Genomic DNA, 19,375 nt, shown 5'->3' with positions numbered 1-19,375 from the left:
GGTGTACTGCGGCATCCGGAACACCACCGGTCAGGCCGCATCTGGACCCGCACAAGCGGGGCGTATAGACCCTGTGGGCAACGAATGACGCCCGAGGTTCCCCATGCCCTATGATCCCGCGACAAGCGAAGCCCGTTGGCAGACGGCCTGGGCCGATGCCGAGGCCTTTGTCGCCATCCGCGACGAACGCCCGAAATACTATGTGCTGGAGATGTTCCCCTATCCGTCGGGGCGCATCCACATGGGCCATGTGCGCAATTACGCGATGGGCGATGTGGTGGCGCGGTTCAAGCGCGCGCAGGGTTTTTCCGTGCTGCATCCGATGGGATGGGACGCGTTTGGCATGCCTGCGGAAAACGCCGCGATGGAGCAGGGTGGCCACCCCCGCGACTGGACCTATGCCAATATCGCCACGATGCGCGATCAGCTGAAGCCCCTGGGCCTGTCCATCGACTGGAGCCGGGAATTCGCGACCTGCGACGACGCCTATGTGGCGCAGCAACAGGCGCTGTTTCTGGACATGCTGGAGGCGGGTCTGATCACGCGCAAATCGGCGCAGGTGAACTGGGACCCGGTCGACATGACCGTGCTGGCCAACGAACAGGTCATCGATGGCAAGGGCTGGCGGTCGGGCGCGGCGGTCGAGCGCAAGGAACTGACCCAGTGGTTCTTCAGGATCAGCGATTACAGCGACGAATTGCTGACGGCGCTGGACGGGCTGTCGGGCTGGCCGGAAAAGGTGCGCCTGATGCAGGCCAACTGGATCGGCAAGTCACGCGGCCTGCAGTTCACGTTCCGGACGGTCGATGCGCCCGCGGGGCATGATGCGATCGAGGTCTATACGACCCGTCCCGATACGCTGATGGGTGCGTCCTTTGTGGCCCTGTCGCCGGATCACCCGCTGGTCAGGGACCTGGCCGCGACCCGTCCCGAGATCGAGACCTTTCGCGAGGAGTGCCGCAAGATCGGCACCACCGAAGAGGCGATCGAGACCGCGCCCAAGCTGGGCTTTGACACCGGCCTGACCGTCGCGCATCCGCTGGACGCGGACTGGAACCTGCCGATCTGGATCGCGAATTTCGTTCTGATGGATTACGGCACCGGCGCGATTTTCGGCAGCCCGGCGCATGATGAGCGCGACCACGAGTTCGCACGCAAGTACGACCTGCCGATCCGCGCGACCTTTGGTCAGCCGGGCATGACGCTGGATCAGGCCGACGCGCTGGTGGCCGACGCGCCCTTTGTGCCGGCCAAGTCCGAACCCGTGACCTATGTCCGCGGCTTCAGCGGCATGGCGGACCAGACCGGAGAGGTCGCTGTGGACGCGGCCATCGCCCATGCCGAAAGCGCGGGCTATGGTGAGGGCGTGACCAAATTCCGCCTGCGCGATTGGGGCATCTCGCGCCAGCGCTACTGGGGCTGTCCGATCCCCGTCGTGCATTGCGGCACCTGCGGCACCGTCCCCGAGGCCAAGGAAAACCTGCCCGTGCTGCTGCCGCAGGACGTGACCTTTGACGTGCCCGGAAACCCGCTGGACCGGCACGCCACATGGCGTCAGGCGACCTGTCCGAAATGCGGCGGCACGGCGACGCGCGAAACCGACACGATGGACACGTTCGTCGATTCGTCGTGGTATTACGCCCGCTTTACCAGCCCGCATGCCGATACGCCGACGAACCGCGCCGATGCCGATTACTGGATGAATGTGGATCAATATATCGGGGGCATCGAACACGCCATCCTGCACCTGCTCTATTCGCGGTTCTTTGCGCGGGCGATGGTCGCGACCGGGCATTTGCCCGAGGCGGCCCGGGAACCGTTCAACGCCCTGTTCACCCAAGGCATGGTCACCCATGAGATCTATATGACGCGCGACGCCAAGGGGCGCCCCGTCTATCACCTGCCCGAAAGCGTGACCGACGGTGCGCTGGCCGATGGCACCCCGGTTGAGGTCATCCCCTCGGCCAAGATGTCCAAGTCGAAGAAGAACGTCGTCGATCCGATGAACATCGTCGAAAACTTTGGGGCGGACACCGCACGTTGGTTCATGCTGTCGGACAGCCCGCCGGAACGCGACGTGGAATGGACCGCCGCCGGGGCCGAGGCCGCGTTCAAGTTCCTGTCGCGTGTCTGGCGTCTGGCCGACGAGGTGCCCGCGGGCGATTTCCCGGACGGGGGCGACCACGCCGATCTGACGCGCGCGGCCCATCGCGCCATCGCGGATGTCACCAGGGCGATCGAGGGGTTCGCTTTCAACAAGGCGGTCGCCAAGCTGTACGAGCTGGCCAATGCAGTGGCGAAATCGCAGGCTGGCGGAGAGGCGCGCCGCGCGGCGTTGCGGATCATGGCCCAGTTGATGGCGCCGATGGTGCCGCATCTGGCCGAAGAGGTCTGGTCGAAATCGGGCGGGCAGGGCATGGTCGTGGATGCGGGCTGGCCCAAGGCTGACCCGGCCCTGCTGGAGGATGACAGCGTGACCCTTCCGATTCAGATCAACGGCAAGCGTCGGGCCGAGATCACCGTCGCCCGCGACATGTCCAAGGTCGATATCGAGGCGCTGGTGCTGGCCGACGATACCGTGCTGCGGTTCCTGGACGGGGCTGCGGTGAAAAAGCTGATCGTGGTGCCGGGGCGGATCGTCAATGTGGTCGCCTGATCGCCGCGCGGTCCTGCTGGGGTTGCTGGCCGTCACGGGGTTGGCGGCCTGCGGGCTGTCGCCGGTCTATGGTCCGGGCGGCGGCGGCGCTGCGCTGTTCGGCAAGGTCCGCCCGCGCGACCCGGACACGCCGCTGGACTTTGTCTTCAACCGCCGCCTGGCAGAGCGGTTGGGCCCCGAGGATGCGGCGGTCTATGACCTGGACTATCGCATCAGTGCGGGTGTCGTGGCGCAGGCCATCACCCCGGACGAGGTCACGACGCGCTATTCGCTGAACGGCACCGCCGATTTCGCGCTGACGGGGCCCGATGGCGCGGTGATCACCCAAGGCCGCGTCAGCAGCTTTACGTCCTATTCCACGACCGGCACGACCATCTCCACCCTGGCGGCTGAGGGCGATGCCCGCGAACGGCTGGCGCTGATGCTGGCCGATCAGGTCGTCACGCGCCTGCTGGCCGCCGCCCGCACCCTGCCGGACTGATCCATGCTGCTGAAGGGGGCCGAGATCGCGCGTTATCTGGCCCGCCCCGACCCGTCGCGGCCGGGGGTGCTGATCTATGGGCAGGACGCGATGCGCGTCGCGCTGAAACGGGCCGAGGTCGTGCGCGCCCTGACCGGCGACAAGGCCGACGAAGAGATGCGCCTGACCCGCATGCCCGGCGCCGGCCTGAAAAAGGACCCCGCCCAGCTGATCGACGCGGTGCGCGAGGTCGGGTTCTTTCCCGGCCCCCGCGTGGTCGTGGTCGAGGACACGCCCGATCTGGCCACCGACGCGATCCGCGATGCGCTGACCGGTTGGCGGCAGGGGGATGCGGTGATCGTGGTCACCGCGGCCAGCCTGTCCAAGTCGTCGTCCCTGCGCCGCCTGTTCGAGACGCACGGCCAGGCGGTGACCGCCCCCATCTATGACGACCCACCCTCCGAGGACGAGATCGCCCGGTGGCTGGCGGACGCCGGCCTGCGCGAGGTGCCGCGCGACGCGATGCGCGAACTGGGCCTGCTGGCACGGGCGCTGGACCCCGGCGACCTGCGCCAGACGGTCGAAAAGATCGGCCTGTACAAATACCAGGACCCCGCCCCCCTGACGGTCGACGAGATCGCCCTGCTGGCCCCCGCCACCATCGAGGCCGATCTGGATGAGCTGATCCACACCGTCGCCGAACGCCGCGAGGCCGATTTCGGCCCGCTGATGCGGCGGATCGAACAGCAGGGCATTGCACCCGTGACCCTGTGCATCGGCGCGCTGCGCCATTTTCGCACGCTGCATCTGGCCGCCGCCGATCCGGGCGGACCGGGGGTGGCGCTGGCCCGCGCGCGGCCGCCTGTCTTTGGCCCCCGCCGCGACCGCATGACCCGTCAGGCCCAAAGCTGGGGCATGGGCCCGCTGGAGGAGGCGGTGTCGTTGTTGTTGGCCACCGACATGACGCTGCGCTCGGCCAGCCGCGCACCGCAGATGCCGTTGGTGGAACGCGCCCTGCTCCGTCTGGCGATGAAGCCGCGGGGGCGGCGGTGACCTTTGCCCTGGTGATCGGGGCGGGACCTGCTGGGCTGATGGCGGCCGAGGCGCTGATGGCGCCGGGCCGTCAGGTGGTGGTGGTCGACGCGATGCCCACGCCCGCGCGCAAGTTCCTGATGGCCGGGAAATCGGGGTTGAACCTGACGCGCGACGAACCCCTGACGGATTTCGGTGCCCAGATCGCGTCGAATGGGCGCGATTACCTGTCCACCGATGCCGGGACGTTCGGTCCGCAGGCGGTGCGGGACTGGGCCGAAGGTCTGGGCATCACGCTGTTCGCCGGGTCGACGGGCCGGGTGTTCCCGATGGGCATGAAGGCATCGCCCCTGCTGCGGGCGTGGCTGGCACGTCTGCGGGCAGGTGGGGTCGAATTGCGGTCGCGCTGGCGGTGGGTCGGGCTGGAGGGCGGATTCGTCTTTGACACGCCGGACGGACGCCATGTGCTGCAACCCGACGTGACGGTGCTGGCCTTGGGCGGCGCCAGTTGGCCGCGACTTGGGTCGGACGCGGCTTGGGTGCCGATCCTGACCGGGGCAGGGGTTTCCGTCGCGCCCTTTCGCCAGGCCAATATGGGGTTCCGAGTCGATTGGTCGCCCGCGATGGCGCGGCTGTACGGCACGCCGGTCAAGGGTGTCGCAATTCGCGCGGGCGACCATGTCAGCCGCGGCGAATGGGTCATCACCCCGGACGGGATCGAGGGCGGCGGCGTCTATGCGGTCGCGGCCCCGATCCGCGACGGTCAGGCGGCGCATGTCGATCTGGCCCCGGATCTGGACCACGCGGGCTTGGCGCGGCGATTTGGACAACCGCGCGGGCGGCTGAGCCTGGGGAACTGGCTGCGGCGCGTTCTGGGCGATCCGGCGCGGGTCGGCCTGCTGCTGGAATGGGGTCGGCCTTTGCCGGATACCGCCCATGGCTGGGCCGCGCGGGCCAAGGCGCTGCCCCTGCACCATGCCGGGCCGATGGGGATGGCGCGGGCGATCTCATCTGCCGGGGGCATCCGGTCCGACGCGCTGACGCCGGACCTGGAGCTGCACGCGCTGCCCGGCACCTTTGCCGCCGGAGAGATGCTGGACTGGGAGGCACCGACGGGCGGCTATCTGCTGACCACCTGCATGGCGACCGGGCTGCGGGCGGGTCAGGCCGCGGCCCGCAGGCTTCAGAGCGCCGCGGCCCGCTGATAGGCGGGGCGCTGGCGGGTGCGGTCCAGGTATTCGGTCAGGCGGTGTTCGACGACGGGAAACCGCGCCGACAAGGCCCAGTCCAGGCAATGCGTCAGGATCAGGTCGGGCACGGTCATCCGGTCACCCATCAGATAGGGGCCGTCGGCCATGCGATGGACCAGGGTCTTCTGGCTGGCCTCGAATTCCCACCGCAGGGTGTTCTTGATCGCACCAAGGCGCATCTCCTCGGGCAGGACAAAGCTGTGGCGGGCGGCCAGCCACAGGGCGGCGTCGAATTCGTCCAGCAGGAACTGTGTCAGGCTGTCCTGGCGCGCCCGGTCCAGCGTGCCCGCCGGGTGGGTCAGGTCGCCGTGCCGATCGGCCAGATAGGTCAGGATCGCGGTCGAATCGGTGATCGGCGTGCCGTCGTCGATCAGGACCGGAACCTTGCCCGCGGGGTTGAACTGGGCCACGCCGTCGCTGCGGGGGTTGGCGGGAATGTGTTCGTAGGGTTGTCCCAGCTCCTCCAGCATCCACAGGACGCGCAGGGCGCGGGACTTGGCAGTGCCGATGACGCGGTACATGGGGATCCTCCTGGCCGTTGGACGAACAGAAGGCCCCACCCCCCGTGCCGCGTCAAGCGCGGCGGCAACCCACCAGCTGCTGGCGGTACATCTCGGACCGCTGGCCCACCGATCCCGCGACGCGCACCAACCAGCTTTTCTGACGATAGCTGCCACGGGCAAAGCCGCTGCGCCCTTCGTGATAGGCCAGGTACTGCGAGGTGGCATCGCCTTTGGACAGGCCAAGCCGCTGCTGGCTGCCATGCATGTACCAGCCCATGAAATCGGTCGCATCGCGGATGTTGTCGCGGCGGGCGCGGCGGTTTCCGGTCTCTTGCTGGTATTCCTCCCAGGTGGCGTCCAAAGCCTGGGAATAGCCGAACGCGCTGCTTTGACGGCCGATGGGAATGACGCCAAGCGCGTATTGATGCGGGGTCCGCGCATCACCGATGAATTTCGATTCCTGATACAGGGTTGCCATCTGCACATGGACCGGCACGCCCCATTTGCGTTCGGTCTGGCGCATGGCGCGCAGATAGGCGGGTCGTTCCGACGTGATCGCGCATGCGTTGTCCAGCTGCCGGGGCGCGCTGTAGTTCCCACCGCCCCCGCACGAAGCGACCAGCCCGACAATGGCCAGTTTCAGTAGCCTGTTCATCCTGCCCTCGTTCTATCGTTTTGCGGACAGTCTACGCAAAATCGCCCGGCTGTTAAATCACAAAGCCGGAAGGGGCTGCGGCCTGCCTGTGGATCAGCCCGATCCTTCCGGCCGCAACAGCGCATTCAGCGCCATCAGATCGGCCGCGCCCGCATCGCGCAAAAGCGATTCCAGCGCCCGGTAATGGGTCAGCACCTGCTGTCCGGTGGGGGTCACGGTGGCGCCGCCGCCGCCCGCGCCGCCCCGCGCACTGTCGATGACCGGGTCGGCAAAGGCGGTGTTCATCTCCTCGACCAGGGTCCAGGCGCGCTTGTAGCTCATCCCCATCTCGCGCGCGGCGGCCGAGATCGACCCAAGCCGCCCGATCCGCGCCAGCAATTCGGCCTTGCCCGGCCCCAGGATCAACGGCGAGTCGTATTCCAGGCGCAGCTTGATGCGCAGCCGGGGGCCGGTCTGGGTCATGGGATGCCTTTCGTTATTCCCACACTCCATAGCGCCTTGCGCAGGTGCATGCAATTTGCCGCGACGGCACGGTTGCGGGGGTCGTTCGCTGCGCCCAGACTGGCGCCAAAGGCAAGAGGAGGCCCATCCATGTCCGCATCCGATATCGTCATCCTGTCCGGCGCCCGCACCGCCATCGGCACCTTTGGTGGCAGCCTGGCGGCGGTTCCGCCGATCACGCTGGCCGCCACCGTCACCCGCGCCGCGCTGGAACGGGCGGGCGTGGCGCCCGACCGGATCGAACAGGTGGTATTCGGCCATGTCATCAACACCGAACCCCGCGACATGTACCTGTCCCGCGTGGCCATGCTGGAGGCGGGCATCCCGCACACCACCCCCGCGATGAACGTGAACCGCCTGTGCGGATCGGGGGCGCAGGCCATCGTGTCGGCAGCGCAGGCGCTGATGCTGGGTGATGCCGATTTCGCGGTCGCCGGCGGCGCCGAAACCATGAGCCGGTCGCCCTATATCGTGCCGTCCGCCCGGTTCGGGGCCAAGATGGGCGACCAGTCGATGCTGGACATGATGACCGGCGCGCTGACCTGTCCGATGGGCACGGGCCACATGGGCGTCACGGCGGAAAACGTCGCCGCCGAACATGACATCACCCGCGAACAGCAGGACGCATTCGCAATGGAATCGCAGCGTCGTGCGGCAGCGGCCATCGCGGCGGGTCATTTCACGGATCAGATCGTCCCGGTCGAGGTCAAGTCGCGCAAGGGCATGGTCGCCTTTGACACCGACGAACACCCCAAAGACACCAGCTTGGACAAGCTGGCCGGCCTCAGGGCGGTGTTCCAGAAGGGTGGCAGCGTGACCGCGGGCAATGCCAGCGGCATCAACGATGGTGCCGCGGCGCTGGTTCTGGCACGGGCCGATGCGGCCGAACGCGCGGGGCTGACACCGCGGGCGCGGATCCTGGGCTATGCCGTTGCCGGCGTGCGCCCCGAGGTGATGGGCATCGGCCCGATCCCCGCGGTTCAGGCGCTGATGGCACGGACCGGGCTGAAGGCCACGGATTTCGACGTGATCGAATCGAACGAGGCCTTTGCTGCGCAGGCGCTGGCCGTGAACAAGGGGCTGGGCCTGGACCCCGCCCGCGTGAACCCCAACGGCGGCGCCATCGCCCTGGGCCATCCCGTGGGTGCCACGGGTGCGATTCTGATGGTCAAGGCGATCCACGAGCTGGAGCGGACGGGCGGTCGCACCGCGCTGATCACCATGTGCATCGGCGGCGGGCAGGGCATCGCCATCGCGATCCGCCGCGACTGACGCACGATCCTGGCGACGTTTGCGCAACCGGTCTGGTTTCCAGACCGGTTTTTTCTTGCTTTCCGCCGCGAACCTGTTCCGAATGACGTCAACAATTCGAGGAGGAGTTGGGGTGTCACAGGGAATAATGTTCATCGCCGCGGCATTGCCGGTCGCGGTGGTGTTTGTGTTGCTGGTCGTCATGCGACGGTCGGCCAAACTGTCGATGATGACCGCCTATGCGGTCACGGTGCTTTTGGCGCTGTTTCTGTGGGGGGCGCCGTTGGCGCGGGTTGCGGGGGCCACGGTCAACGGTCTGGTGACGGCGGTGACGCTGCTCTACATCGTTTTTGGCGCGATCCTGCTGCTGTACACGGTGCAGGAATCGGGTGCGATCCGCACCATCCGTCGGGGGTTCATGGACATCTCGCCCGACCGGCGCATCCAGGCGATCATCATCGCGTGGATGTTCGGGTCCATGATCGAGGGTGCGTCGGGATTCGGCACGCCCGCGGCCGTCGCAGCGCCGCTGCTGCTGGCCATCGGCTTTCCGGCCATGGCCGCGGTCATGGTCACGCTGATCATTCAGTCCACGCCCGTGTCGTTCGGCGCGGTCGGAACGCCGATGCTGGTCGGCATCAACACCGGCCTGTCCAACAGCCCCGAGGTCGCCAGTGCCATCGCGCCGATGACCCTGGCGGAATACGTGCCGGTCGTGGCCGCACAGGTCGCGTTGGTCCATGCGCTGGTCGGGGTGCTGATCCCGCTGCTGATGGTCGGCATGCTGACGCGGTTCTTTGGCACCGATCGCAGCTTTGCCAAGGGTTTCCGCGCGTGGAAGTTCGCGATCTTTGCCGGATTGGCATTCACGATGCCCTATCTGCTGGTCGCGCGCGTGCTGGGGCCGGAATTCCCGTCGCTGCTGGGCGGGCTGATCGGCCTGATGATCGTGGTGCCAGCGGCGCGGGCCGGGTGGTTCCTGCCGTCCGACACGTTCGATTTTCCGCCGCGCGCCCAATGGGTCGAGGGCTGGCAGGGCAACATCGAGCCCGATCAGGCCGAACTGGGGCCCCAGGATCGCCGCATCGGTTTGCTGACGGCGTGGATGCCCTATGTCATCGTCGCGGCGCTGCTGGTGCTGACGCGGACCATCGCGCCGCTCAAGGCGTGGCTGACCGGGCCCGACACCACGCTGGCAATGCGCGACCTGTTCGGGTCGGGCATCAACGCGACCGCGCAGTTCGCCTATTCGCCGGGAACTGTGATGATCATCGCATCGCTGATCTCGGTCGCGCTGTTCCGCATGCGGGGCAGCGACTACGGCCGGGCCTGGGCGATTTCCGGACGCACGATGCTGGCCGCGGCGCCTGCGCTGCTGCTGGCGGTGCCGATGGTGCAGGTGTTCATCAACTCGGGCTCGGAGGGGGTGGCATCCATGCCGATCACCCTGGCCGAGGGGATGGCCGCCGCGACCGGTGCCAGCTGGCCCCTGTTTGCGCCGATCGTCGGTGCGCTTGGCGCGTTCATCGCCGGGTCGAACACGGTGTCGAACATGATGTTCTCGTTGTTCCAGTTCTCGGCGGCGCAAGGCATCGGGCTGGACATTGCGGGAATCACCATCGTGGTGGTGCTGCAGGCTGTCGGCGGTGCCGCGGGCAACATGGTCTGCGTGCACAACGTGGTGGCCGCATCGGCCGTCGTGGGCCTGACCGACCGCGAAGGCGACATCATCCGCAAGACGCTGATCACCATGGCCTATTATGTGGTGCAGGCAGGTCTGATCGGAATGGCGCTGATCGGCGGCGGGCTGTGGTGGCTGGCGGCGGTGATCTGGGCCGCGGTGGTGATCGGCACGATGCGTGCCAATCGCAGCCGGGCCGCGATACCGGCGCGCGCCTGATATCAGGCGCGGGGTGTTGACACGGGCGGTCCCTTGGGGCCGCCCGTTTTTCATTGCGCCCTGCGGCGACGGTGAAACGCGCGGCACAAAAAGGAACGGACCGCCCAGCAAAAGGCGGTCCGCGAGATCCAAGGAGATGGTCCGGTTAGGGGCGGACGCAGGTCCGGTCCCAACCAGGGGTGATGGCCTTTGGGGCTGCCCTCAGGCCGTGGTCCCCCCGACTGTTCCGAAACGTCTCTCCACTATCACTCTAGACACTGGACCACCTCCTTTCAAAAGATTGCTGTATAGGGACAGGCTGACACAGATCGAGAATCTGTCAATCAGCTTTCTGCCCTTTGGCCCAATAAATTGCGCACGATGATACGGAACGGCACAAGGGCCAGTATCGCCAGACCAAGTTTGACCAGCCAATCGGCAAGTGCCAACGAAACCCACAGCGGGCTGAGCGGTCCCGCGCTAAGCAGCGGAACCGCCTCGTTGGCCCAGCCCGTATTGCCATCCGCGGGCAGCGCCGCGGCAAAGGCGATTCCAAAGAACAGCACCGTGTCCAGCGCCGACCCCAGTAGGGTCGAGACCAGCGGCGCCCGCCACCAGCGCCCGCCGCGCAGCGTGTCGAACACCTGCACGTCGACCATCTGCGCCACCAGGAACGCGGTCCCGGACGCGATGGCGATCCGCAACGTCGTGGCGTCCAGCCCGGCGGCGATCAGCGACCATATGACCCCGGTGACGAACCCGGCCAGCACGACGCGGCGCGCAGCGGCGGCGCCGTGAACGCGGTTCATCACGTCGGTGATCAGGAAGGCCAGTGGATAGGTGAAGGCCCCCCAGGTCAGCCAGGTGGCGACCGTGAACTGGACCAGGACGTTCGAGGCCGCGACGATGGCGGCCATGGCAAGGATGCCGGGCAGAAAGCGGATCATCTGTGGGTTTCCGTTTTTGCGAAGGTTGCGGAAGAACTCGGCCCCCGGTTGGCGGGGCAGCGCGGGCCTTACGCCCGCGCGGGCCGTGTTGTCAATTCCGCAGCGCCTGCAGGTCGCTGTCGCGCAGGCGGTATTCGACGATCTCTGTTCGCTGGACGAACAGGAAGTTGTCGTCCGAGATCAGGGTGATCCGCATGCCCACGCCGTCGTCCCAGACAGAGATGCCCTCGAGGTTGTCGTATTGCAGGGGCCGCGTTTCCAGCAGGATTTCGTCGTCCTGGATCACGCCCGGTGCCAGTCGCATCCGACGCACCCGCGAGGCAAAGCCGAAGATGCCGCGAAAGTCGCGTTCCAGCAGATAGAACCAGCCGTCAGGACCGAAATCGGCGCCCACCGCCCGCCAGCGCGGGTCGCGGCGGATCTGGCCATATTCCGTCCATGCGCCGTCAAAGGACAGGATGGTAAACGGCTGGCTTTCGGAACCCGACCGTTCGGGCACCGCGAACAGCGTGCCGTCATCGGCAATCGCCAGCGCCTCGAGGCCCACGTTCACGCCGATGCCGGGCAGTTCCGGCGGGCGGGGATGGGTGGTGGCGGGGGCGTCGGGGTCGTCATAGGTCGCGACCCGGTCCAGCCCTTCGAAGCTGACATGGATGCGACCGTCGGGGCCGACGGCGATGCCTTCGCTGTCGCCGGTATAGCCGGGGGGCAGGGGCTGGCCCTTGCTGTCGTTCAGGTTGGTGCGCCCGGCGACCGCCATGCCGCGCACCAGCCCCTGCGCATCGCGTTCGACCCGGCCCCAGTACAGGTGCGCCCGGTCGGTCAGCGCGTGAAAGCCGGTGCCGTCGGCGCTGATGTCGATCCCAGAGAACCCCCCGAAGGTCGTCTGGTCCATAGACCAGACATAGGTGCCGACATAATCAAGAACCGCGCCTGCACGGGCAGGCGCGGTTGCAAGGACAAAGCCCAGAAGGGCCAGCGTCAGGGTGCCGAGGCGACGGTCGAACATTGGGCTGGCAGATCGCTCATCCGGTAGGTGCGGGGGTGACGATAGTTCGGGTCCGGGGTGGACGGTTTCGCGCGGCTGGGGTCGATGCGGACATTGATCCATTCCTGCGCCTCGGCGCATCCGTCGCCCGCGGGGATCGGGTTTTGCGCCTGACAGGCGGAGCCCGCCGGGCAGTTCATGCGGACGTGGAAATGATAGTCGTGGCTGTTCAGGGGCCGGATCTTGCGCAGCCAGTCGCGGTTGCCCGTCTCCATCTGGCACATCGCGACCTTGGCGATGGGATCGACAAAGATGCGTTCGACCCGCGGATCGCGGGCGGCGGCGCGCATGATCGACATGTGCCCGCCCGTCCAGTTGGCCGACAGCGCCGTCCCGCCATTCGCCACGACGGAAACCGACGACAAATTCTCGCGCTGTTGCGACGACAGGCCAAGCGACGATGGCGGCAGCATCCAGATGTCGGCGTCCAGGCCCATTTGGTGACTGGCATGGCCGGTCAGCATCGGCCCGCCGCGCGGCTGGCTGATATCGCCGATATACAGCCCCTGCCAGCCGGCCTGCTGGGCCGCGCGAGACAGCCCCTGCAGAAAGCCGATGGTTTCGGGGTGGCCCCAGTTGCGGTTGCGCGACAGGCGCATGGCCTGCCAGCTGGGCCCGCTTTCGGGCATCTGCACCAGGCCCTGCGCACAGCCCTGGGAATGGTTGCCGATGGACACGGCAGGTCCGCCGGACGCCGTGCGGAAGCCGCCGAAAACGTCCTTGGCCAGCGATTGGGCCGATGCGGGCAAAGCCAGGCCCATCAGGACGGCGGCGGCGGTCAGGGTCTTGCGGATCACGTCGTGGCCTCTCCTTCGGGGTCGACCCACACTAGCAGAACCAGCGCGCCAAGGAAGATCACGATCAGGGGAAGAAAGCCGATGCGCTGATTCCCGGTCAGATCGGTCGTCACCGCGATCAAAAAGGGCGCCAGAAAGGCCGTGGCCTTGCCCGACAGCGCATAGAGGCCAAAGCCCTCGGTCGCGCGGTCGGGGGTCGTGTGGCGCACCATCATCGTGCGGCTGGCCGCCTGCAGCGCGCCGCCCGCGCCCCCGATCACCGCACCGCAGGCGAAAAAGATCAGGTCGGGCAGGCGCAGCGCGCCCAGGATCGGGTCGGGCGTGGCAATGCCCATTACCGATGTACGGTCCATGCCCACCAGCAGCGTGCAGACCGCCATCAGCGCCAGGATGGATGCCACGATCACGGCCCGCGGGCCGAAGGCGCGATCGGCGCGCCCGCCGGCCCAACTGATCACCGCGGCCGAGATCGCGCTGACCACCCCGAACACGCCCGCCAGAAACACCGGCCAGCCCAGCACCGTCCCGGCATAGACGCCGCCGAACCCGTACAGCGCGTTCAGCGCATCGCGCGAGAACATCGACGATGCCAGCCACGCGGCCAGGCCGCGCCGGTGCCGCAGGCTGCGGATCAGCGCCCACAGGTCGTGCAGGGCACGGCGCACCTGCACCGGGCGGCCGGGCCCCGGTTCGCGGACCCACAGAAAGAACGGGATCATGAAGACCGCGTACCAGATCGCCGTCAGCGGCCCCACAAACCTTGTTCCCTCGCGCAGCGCAGGGTCCAGGCCGAACAGCGGCGGGATGCCCAGCAGCGTGCGCCCCGAAGGCGTTTCCGCGAACAGCAGCAGCATCACGGCCAGCGCCGCGACCCCGCCCAGATAGCCGAAGGCATAGCCCGACCCGGAGAGCCGCCCGATCTCGGCGCGCGGGGCCAGGGCGGGCAGCATGGCGTTGGTGAAGATGGTGGCGAACTCGACCCCGATCAGGCCGATGCCGAACAGCACGATCGCCTGGATCAGCGGCGGCTGGACCGGGGTCAGGGTCCACAGGCCCGCGGCGCCCACCACGCAGAACCCCGAGAACACCCAGACCCACGGCATCCGCCGCCCCGAACTGTCCGCGATGGCACCCAGCACGGGTGCCGCCAGTGCGATCAACACACCCGTGATCGCGAGGCCATAGCCCCACAGGGCCTGTGCCTGTGCACCGGCCTGGGTGGCGTCCATGCCCAGGGTGATGAAATGCGTGCGCGCGACCTCGGCGAAATAGATCGAAAAGACGAAGGTCAGCAGCAGCGTGTGATACGGCTGGCTGGCCCAGTCAAAGAACCACCAGCCCCAGACCCGCCTGCGATCGATCGTCATGTCCGTCCCTCATGGCTTTTGCGCCATAAGGAACAGCCGCCCCTAGAGTGGCAAGTGAAGTTTCGCATCATCGGGGATGACGGGCGCCCAGGGACGGGTCGCGTCCGCCGCGATCCATGCTGCGATCCAGTCGGGCAGGGGCGGGCTGTCCGGGCCGTGGCCCAGGGCCTCCATCACGCGGGCGGGGGCGACGATGCCTTGGGCCGAGGTCACGGCGGACCGGATCATCACCTGGTTGCAGCATTCGGCGCCCTTCCACATGGACTGGTCCATGTAGACAAAGCGCGCGTCCCAGCCCACGGTCCGCGAGATCATGGTGAACCGTTCAAACGCGCGGATACGACGGCGATAGCGGGTCGAATTGCCCGCCACCGTGATGCCCCAGCCATTCGCGCGCAGGATCGGCACCAGCCCGGTGCGCCGCGCCAGCGGGATGCGACCCAGGTCGAACAGGGTCAGGGTGCGGCCGTTGTTCAGCTCCCACCAAGGGTCCAGATCCCAGGGCCAGCACATGTGCGACGACACATGCGTGCCCAGGGGGTCCAGGGCGGGGGCGTTGCGGAACTTGATCAGTTCCTTGGCAAAGCGGATCAGCGGATACATGGGCGGGGCCTTTCGTGCTGTCCCGTGGGTGGCGCGCGATCACGCGGGCGTCAAGCGGGACGCGGCGGCATCTGGTCGCGTCCCGCTTGCGTCCGGGCGGACGCGCGGCCATACAGTGCCCCAACACGCGCCACATGACCAAGGAGACGACGATGGGAACCCTGTACGAAGCCCTGCAACTGATCCTGCAGGTTCTGTGGTTCATCATGATCGTCCATATCATCATGTCCTGGCTGATCAACTTTCAGGTCCTGAACCTGCGCCAGCCGCTGGTCGCTCAGATCTGGGACGGGCTGAACCGCCTGCTGGAGCCGATCTATCAGCCTATCCGCAACATCCTGCCCAGCACCGGGGGCCTGGATCTGGCACCGCTGGTCGTGTTCATCATCATCATCATCGCGCAGCGCGCCCTGGCGAACAACGCGGGCTTCTTTTACGGCTGATGCCCACCGACCTGCTGCGCCAGGTCTGGGGATTCGACGGTTTCCGCCCCGGACAGCAAGAGATCGTCGAGGCGGTGGCCGCAGGCCGCGACGTGCTGGCGATCATGCCGACGGGTGGCGGCAAGTCGCTGTGCTTTCAGCTGCCCGCGCTGATGCGGGACGGGGTGACGGTGGTCATATCGCCGCTGATCGCGCTGATGCGCGATCAGGTGCGCGCGCTTCGCGAAGCGGGGGTCGAGGCAGGCGCCCTGACCAGCGGCAATACCGAGGCCGAGACCGACGCTGTCTTTTCGGCCATCGCCGACGGGCGGATGAAGGTGCTGTACATGGCGCCCGAACGGCTGGCATCGGGTGGGACCGTGAACCTGCTGCGCCGGGCGGGCGTGACCGCCATCGCGGTCGACGAGGCGCATTGCGTCAGCCAGTGGGGCCATGATTTCCGCCCCGACTATCTACGCATCGGCGATCTGAAGCGCACGCTGGACGTGCCGCTGGCGGCCTTTACCGCCACCGCCGACGTGGAAACCCGTGCCGAGATCGTCACCCGCCTGTTCGACGGGCAAGCCCCGACCACATTCCTGCGCGGGTTCGACCGCCCGAACATCCGTCTGGCGTTTCAGCCCAAGAACAGCCCGCGCACGCAGGTCCTGGCCTATGCCGCAGCGCGCCGGGGACAGTCGGGCATCATCTATTGCGGCGCGCGCGCGCGGACAGAAACGCTGGCACAGGCGCTGCGCGAGGCGGGGCACCCGGCCATCGCCTATCACGCGGGCCTGGAGGCCGAAGCCAGGCGCGAGGCCGAGGCGCGGTTCCAGACCGAGGATGGGCTGATCGTCGTGGCGACCGTCGCGTTCGGCATGGGCATCGACAAGCCGGACATCCGGTGGGTCATGCATGCCGACCTGCCGAAATCCATCGAGGGTTACTACCAGGAGATCGGGCGTGCGGGCCGGGACGGTGATCCGGCGGATACGCTGACGCTGTATGGACCCGACGACATCCGCCTGCGCCGCACCCAGATCGACGAGGGGCTGGCCGATCCGGCGCGCAAATCGGGCGACCACGCGCGTCTGAACGCGCTGCTGGGTCTGGCCGAGGCGACCGGTTGCCGCCGTCGACGCCTGCTGGCCTATTTCGGCGAGGAGACGGCGGCAGATTGCGGCAATTGCGACCTGTGTCAGGCCCCGCCAAAACTGTTCGACGGCACGCTGGCGGTCCGCAAGGCGCTGTCCGCGATGGTGCGCACTGGCGAATGGTTCGGCAGCGGTCATCTGATCGACATCCTGACCGGCACCACCACGGACAAGGTGCGCGAACGCGGTCATGACCAGCTGCCGACATTCGGCGTCGGGCGCGAACACGGACGCGGCCAGTGGCAGGCGATCTTTCGGCAGATGATGGGACTGGACCTGTGCCGCCCTGACCCCGAACGCCACGGCGCGCTGCACCTGACCGAAACGGCGCACCCGATCCTGCGCGGCGAGGAGAGCGTGACGCTGCGCGAGGACACGACCAAGGGGGCCAAGCCCGCCAACGTTCTGCGCACCCAGGTCAGCGAGGAGGACGAACCGCTGCTGTCCGCGCTGAAGGCCAAGCGGCGTGCGCTGGCCGAGGCGGCGCGCGTGCCTGCCTATGTCATCTTTCCCGACCGCACCCTGATCGAGATGGCCGAAAAGCGGCCACAGGACCTGGACCAGATGGCCCGCATCGGAGGCGTGGGGGCCAAGAAACTGGACAGTTTCGGCCGCGCCTTCCTGGAGGTCATCGCCGGTGCCCAGCCCGAGATGCACCCGGCGCGGCGTGCCCTTGCGGGCAAGCCCGAAGGCGCGCTGTTCGACCGCCTGATGGCCATGCAACTGGACCTGCAGCGCGGACCTGATGGCACCGACAAGCCGCTGTCCTGCTCTACCGCGCAGATCAAGCGCATCGCGGAAAGCCGCCCCACGGGGGCCGACGGGTTGGCGCGCCATCTGGACGTGCCGCGGATGGAACGGTTCGGCGATGCGTTCCTGGCCGAGATCGTGCGCGCCGAATAGTCTTGATCCGGCTGTAACGAACAGCCGCGTTTCAGCGAATGGTCAACCGAACGTGATGCATCATTTGCGCAATGCTGTGCGTGGATCATGCGATAACGCATGGGCAACGCCCCGTTGGGGCAACCCGATCGGAGAACATGATGAAGCTGAATTGGTCTGACGTCACGCCGCACAAGATCTTTCTGGACCGACGCAAGTTCATGGCCGCGGGCGCGGCGGCGGTCGCGCTGCCGGCATTGGCCGGACGGGTTCAGGCACAGGGCATGACCGGGCGACCGTCGCCCCTGTCCACAGACCAGACGCCCAACACGTTCGAAGAGATCACCAACTACAACAATTTCTATGAATTCGGCACCGGCAAGGAAGACCCGGCCCGCAATGCGGCTGCGCTGACGACCGATCCGTGGTCGGTCGAGATCACCGGTCTGGTCGACCGCCCCGGCAGTTACGGCGTCGAGGATCTGGCCCCCGACAACGCGCTGGAGGAACGCATCTATCGCCTGCGTTGCGTCGAGGCATGGTCGATGGTGGTTCCCTGGATCGGCGTGCCGCTGGCATCCGTGCTGGCCAAGGTCGGTGTCCAGCCAAGTGCCAAGTTCGTCGAATTCGAGACCCTTGTCCGCCCCGAGGAGATGGTTGGCCAACAGCGCGCCATCCTGGACTGGCCCTATCGTGAGGGATTGCGTCTGGACGAGGCCATGAACCCGCTGACGATTCTGGCCACCGGCCTGTACGATCAGCCGATGCCCAACCAGAACGGCGCGCCCATCCGTCTGGTGGTGCCGTGGAAATACGGGTTCAAGTCGATCAAGTCGATCGTCCGCATCAACCTGCTGGAGCAGGAACCGGTGAACACGTGGAAACAACTGCAGGCCAGCGAATACGGGTTCTATGCCAACGTGAACCCGCAGGTCGATCACCCGCGCTGGAGTCAGGCCACCCACCGGGTCATCGGTTCGGGGCTGTTCGGCGGGCGTGAGGAAACGCAGATGTTCAACGGTTATGGCGATCAGGTCGCCTCGCTGTATGCGGGGATGGACCTGTCGGTGAACTACTGATGATCCGCAGCATCAACAACGCGCTGCGGCGTATTCCGGTCTGGGCGGTATGGCTGGCGGGGGCGATCCCCTTTGCCATCCTGTTGTGGGACATCTTCACGGGCGGCCTTGGCGTCGATCCGGTGCAGGAGGTCGAACACCGCCTTGGCCAGACCGCGCTGTACTTTCTGATCGGCGGGCTTGCGGTGACGCCGCTGCTGCGCCTGACGGGCGTGTCGTTGATGCGGTTCCGGCGTGCGATCGGGGTGGCCTGTTTCGCATATGCGCTGCCCCATGTGCTGTCCTGGATCGTCCTGGATATGGGGCTGCTGTGGGGACAGATGGCGCGCGACATCCTCAAGCGGCCCTATCTGCTGTTCGGAATGGGCTCTTTCCTGATTGTGGTCGCCCTGGCCGTGACATCGAACAACCTGTCCCTGCGGCGCATGGGGGGGCAGGCGTGGCGACGCCTGCACAAGCTGGTCTATGTCGCCGCCCCGCTGGCTGCGATGCACTGGTTGTGGGCGATCAAGGTCAACGAGATCGCACCGATCTTCTGGGCCGTGGTGATCGGGCTTTTGCTGGCCTCCAGACTGGTGATTCGTCGGCCGATGTCCTGGACACGCCCGGCGCGCGCCTAAGGTTTCTTTTACTTTCAATACATTGAAAGAAAACTGACCGGCTGACACGTTTTTTTCACAAAACCCGCTTGCGTCCCTCGGCACCTCGGCCTAAACACCGCTTCACCGAAGGCGGGAACGCTGGAGGGGCCGGGAAGGCGGTGCTGAGAGGCGCGGTTGGATCGGGAGACATTCTGGGGATTTGGTGACGGTTGTGGCGTCGAGTTGACGTCGTGATCGTGATTTTGGTTCTCTTGCTTTTTGACATTGATGGATATCTGAAGAGATAT

Annotated in this window: 19 protein-coding genes; 10 read left to right on the top strand and 9 right to left on the bottom strand. The window is 66.9% G+C overall.

Annotated features, from left to right (window positions below; translation table 11 throughout):
- Positions 1-103: 103 nt before the first annotated feature.
- Genes leuS through ACJJVR_RS02370 form a run of 4 tightly spaced genes read left to right on the top strand, consistent with a single transcriptional unit; the run spans position 104 to position 5,353 of the window.
- On the top strand, positions 104-2,656 hold the full coding sequence (gene leuS / locus ACJJVR_RS02385) for a leucine--tRNA ligase (RefSeq protein ID WP_405401940.1): 2,553 nt from the start codon (positions 104-106) through the stop codon (positions 2,654-2,656).
- The gene (gene lptE / locus ACJJVR_RS02380) at positions 2,643-3,137 is read left to right on the top strand and encodes an LPS assembly lipoprotein LptE (protein ID WP_405401939.1); all 495 of its coding nucleotides are present in this window, start codon (positions 2,643-2,645) and stop codon (positions 3,135-3,137) included. Before leuS ends, lptE begins: the two co-directional genes overlap by 14 nt.
- Positions 3,138-3,140: 3 nt before the next feature.
- On the top strand, positions 3,141-4,169 hold the full coding sequence (holA, locus tag ACJJVR_RS02375) for a DNA polymerase III subunit delta (protein WP_405401937.1): 1,029 nt from the start codon (positions 3,141-3,143) through the stop codon (positions 4,167-4,169).
- Complete coding sequence (locus ACJJVR_RS02370) at positions 4,166-5,353, top strand: NAD(P)/FAD-dependent oxidoreductase (protein WP_405401936.1); 1,188 nt, start codon at positions 4,166-4,168, stop codon at positions 5,351-5,353. The genes holA and ACJJVR_RS02370 overlap by 4 nt, the downstream gene beginning before the upstream one ends.
- Here the strand turns inward: ACJJVR_RS02370 and ACJJVR_RS02365 are convergent.
- From ACJJVR_RS02365 to ACJJVR_RS02355, 3 genes are all read right to left on the bottom strand, one after another.
- Entirely contained in the window at positions 5,332-5,919 is a 588-nt protein-coding gene (locus ACJJVR_RS02365; protein WP_405401934.1) for a glutathione S-transferase family protein, read from the bottom strand. The genes ACJJVR_RS02370 and ACJJVR_RS02365 overlap by 22 nt on opposite strands.
- Before the next feature lie 52 nt (positions 5,920-5,971).
- Positions 5,972-6,556 carry a lytic transglycosylase gene (locus ACJJVR_RS02360; RefSeq protein ID WP_405401932.1) on the bottom strand — a complete coding sequence of 195 codons (585 nt, stop codon included), beginning with the start codon at positions 6,554-6,556 and terminating at the stop codon, positions 5,972-5,974.
- Positions 6,557-6,649: 93 nt separating this feature from the next.
- Positions 6,650-7,018: a winged helix-turn-helix domain-containing protein gene (locus ACJJVR_RS02355; protein ID WP_405401931.1), complete on the bottom strand. Its 369-nt coding sequence runs from the start codon at positions 7,016-7,018 to the stop codon at positions 6,650-6,652.
- A 129-nt stretch (positions 7,019-7,147) separates the two neighbouring features.
- Between ACJJVR_RS02355 and ACJJVR_RS02350 the strand changes: the two genes are divergently transcribed.
- Together ACJJVR_RS02350 and ACJJVR_RS02345 are read left to right on the top strand one after the other, a co-directional pair.
- Positions 7,148-8,329 carry an acetyl-CoA C-acyltransferase family protein gene (locus tag ACJJVR_RS02350; RefSeq protein WP_405401929.1) on the top strand — a complete coding sequence of 394 codons (1,182 nt, stop codon included), beginning with the start codon at positions 7,148-7,150 and terminating at the stop codon, positions 8,327-8,329.
- Between the two features lie 112 nt (positions 8,330-8,441).
- Positions 8,442-10,208: an L-lactate permease gene (locus ACJJVR_RS02345; protein WP_405401927.1), complete on the top strand. Its 1,767-nt coding sequence runs from the start codon at positions 8,442-8,444 to the stop codon at positions 10,206-10,208.
- A 323-nt stretch (positions 10,209-10,531) separates the two neighbouring features.
- Here the strand turns inward: ACJJVR_RS02345 and ACJJVR_RS02340 are convergent, their stop codons facing one another.
- The 5 genes from ACJJVR_RS02340 to ACJJVR_RS02320 all read right to left on the bottom strand — a co-directional run bounded on the left by ACJJVR_RS02340 (position 10,532) and on the right by ACJJVR_RS02320 (position 14,949).
- Positions 10,532-11,134, bottom strand: a complete 603-nt coding sequence (locus ACJJVR_RS02340) for a queuosine precursor transporter (protein ID WP_405401926.1) — start codon at positions 11,132-11,134, stop codon at positions 10,532-10,534.
- 91 nt (positions 11,135-11,225) lie between these two features.
- Entirely contained in the window at positions 11,226-12,143 is a 918-nt protein-coding gene (locus ACJJVR_RS02335) for an esterase-like activity of phytase family protein (RefSeq protein WP_405401924.1), read from the bottom strand.
- The gene (mepA, locus tag ACJJVR_RS02330; RefSeq protein ID WP_405401922.1) at positions 12,116-12,979 is read right to left on the bottom strand and encodes a penicillin-insensitive murein endopeptidase; all 864 of its coding nucleotides are present in this window, start codon (positions 12,977-12,979) and stop codon (positions 12,116-12,118) included. Before mepA ends, ACJJVR_RS02335 begins: the two co-directional genes overlap by 28 nt.
- Positions 12,976-14,346, bottom strand: a complete 1,371-nt coding sequence (locus ACJJVR_RS02325) for an MFS transporter (protein WP_405401920.1) — start codon at positions 14,344-14,346, stop codon at positions 12,976-12,978. Before ACJJVR_RS02325 ends, mepA begins: the two co-directional genes overlap by 4 nt.
- A gap of 42 nt (positions 14,347-14,388) precedes the next feature.
- Positions 14,389-14,949, bottom strand: coding sequence for an acyl-CoA thioesterase (locus ACJJVR_RS02320; RefSeq protein WP_405401919.1), 561 nt, complete (start codon positions 14,947-14,949; stop codon positions 14,389-14,391).
- A 152-nt stretch (positions 14,950-15,101) separates the two neighbouring features.
- Here ACJJVR_RS02320 and ACJJVR_RS02315 point away from each other — a divergent pair, with 152 nt between their 5' ends.
- From ACJJVR_RS02315 to ACJJVR_RS02300, 4 genes are all read left to right on the top strand, one after another.
- Positions 15,102-15,392: a YggT family protein gene (locus ACJJVR_RS02315; RefSeq protein WP_405402168.1), complete on the top strand. Its 291-nt coding sequence runs from the start codon at positions 15,102-15,104 to the stop codon at positions 15,390-15,392.
- Entirely contained in the window at positions 15,392-17,428 is a 2,037-nt protein-coding gene (gene recQ / locus ACJJVR_RS02310) for a DNA helicase RecQ (protein WP_405401918.1), read from the top strand. The genes ACJJVR_RS02315 and recQ overlap by 1 nt, the downstream gene beginning before the upstream one ends.
- A 137-nt stretch (positions 17,429-17,565) precedes the next feature.
- Complete coding sequence (gene msrP / locus ACJJVR_RS02305; protein WP_405401916.1) at positions 17,566-18,486, top strand: protein-methionine-sulfoxide reductase catalytic subunit MsrP; 921 nt, start codon at positions 17,566-17,568, stop codon at positions 18,484-18,486.
- Positions 18,486-19,106: a sulfite oxidase heme-binding subunit YedZ gene (locus tag ACJJVR_RS02300; RefSeq protein WP_405401914.1), complete on the top strand. Its 621-nt coding sequence runs from the start codon at positions 18,486-18,488 to the stop codon at positions 19,104-19,106. The genes msrP and ACJJVR_RS02300 overlap by 1 nt, the downstream gene beginning before the upstream one ends.
- 14 nt (positions 19,107-19,120) lie before the next feature.
- Here ACJJVR_RS02300 and ACJJVR_RS02295 read toward each other — a convergent pair.
- Positions 19,121-19,375, bottom strand: a 255-nt coding sequence (locus tag ACJJVR_RS02295) for a hypothetical protein (RefSeq protein ID WP_405401912.1), incomplete at its 5' end; no start/stop codon positions are given.

It is taken from the genome of Paracoccus sp. Ld10, assembly GCF_045064235.1.
Taxonomy (GTDB): domain Bacteria; phylum Pseudomonadota; class Alphaproteobacteria; order Rhodobacterales; family Rhodobacteraceae; genus Paracoccus.
This window is presented reverse-complemented; position numbering and strand designations above follow the sequence as displayed.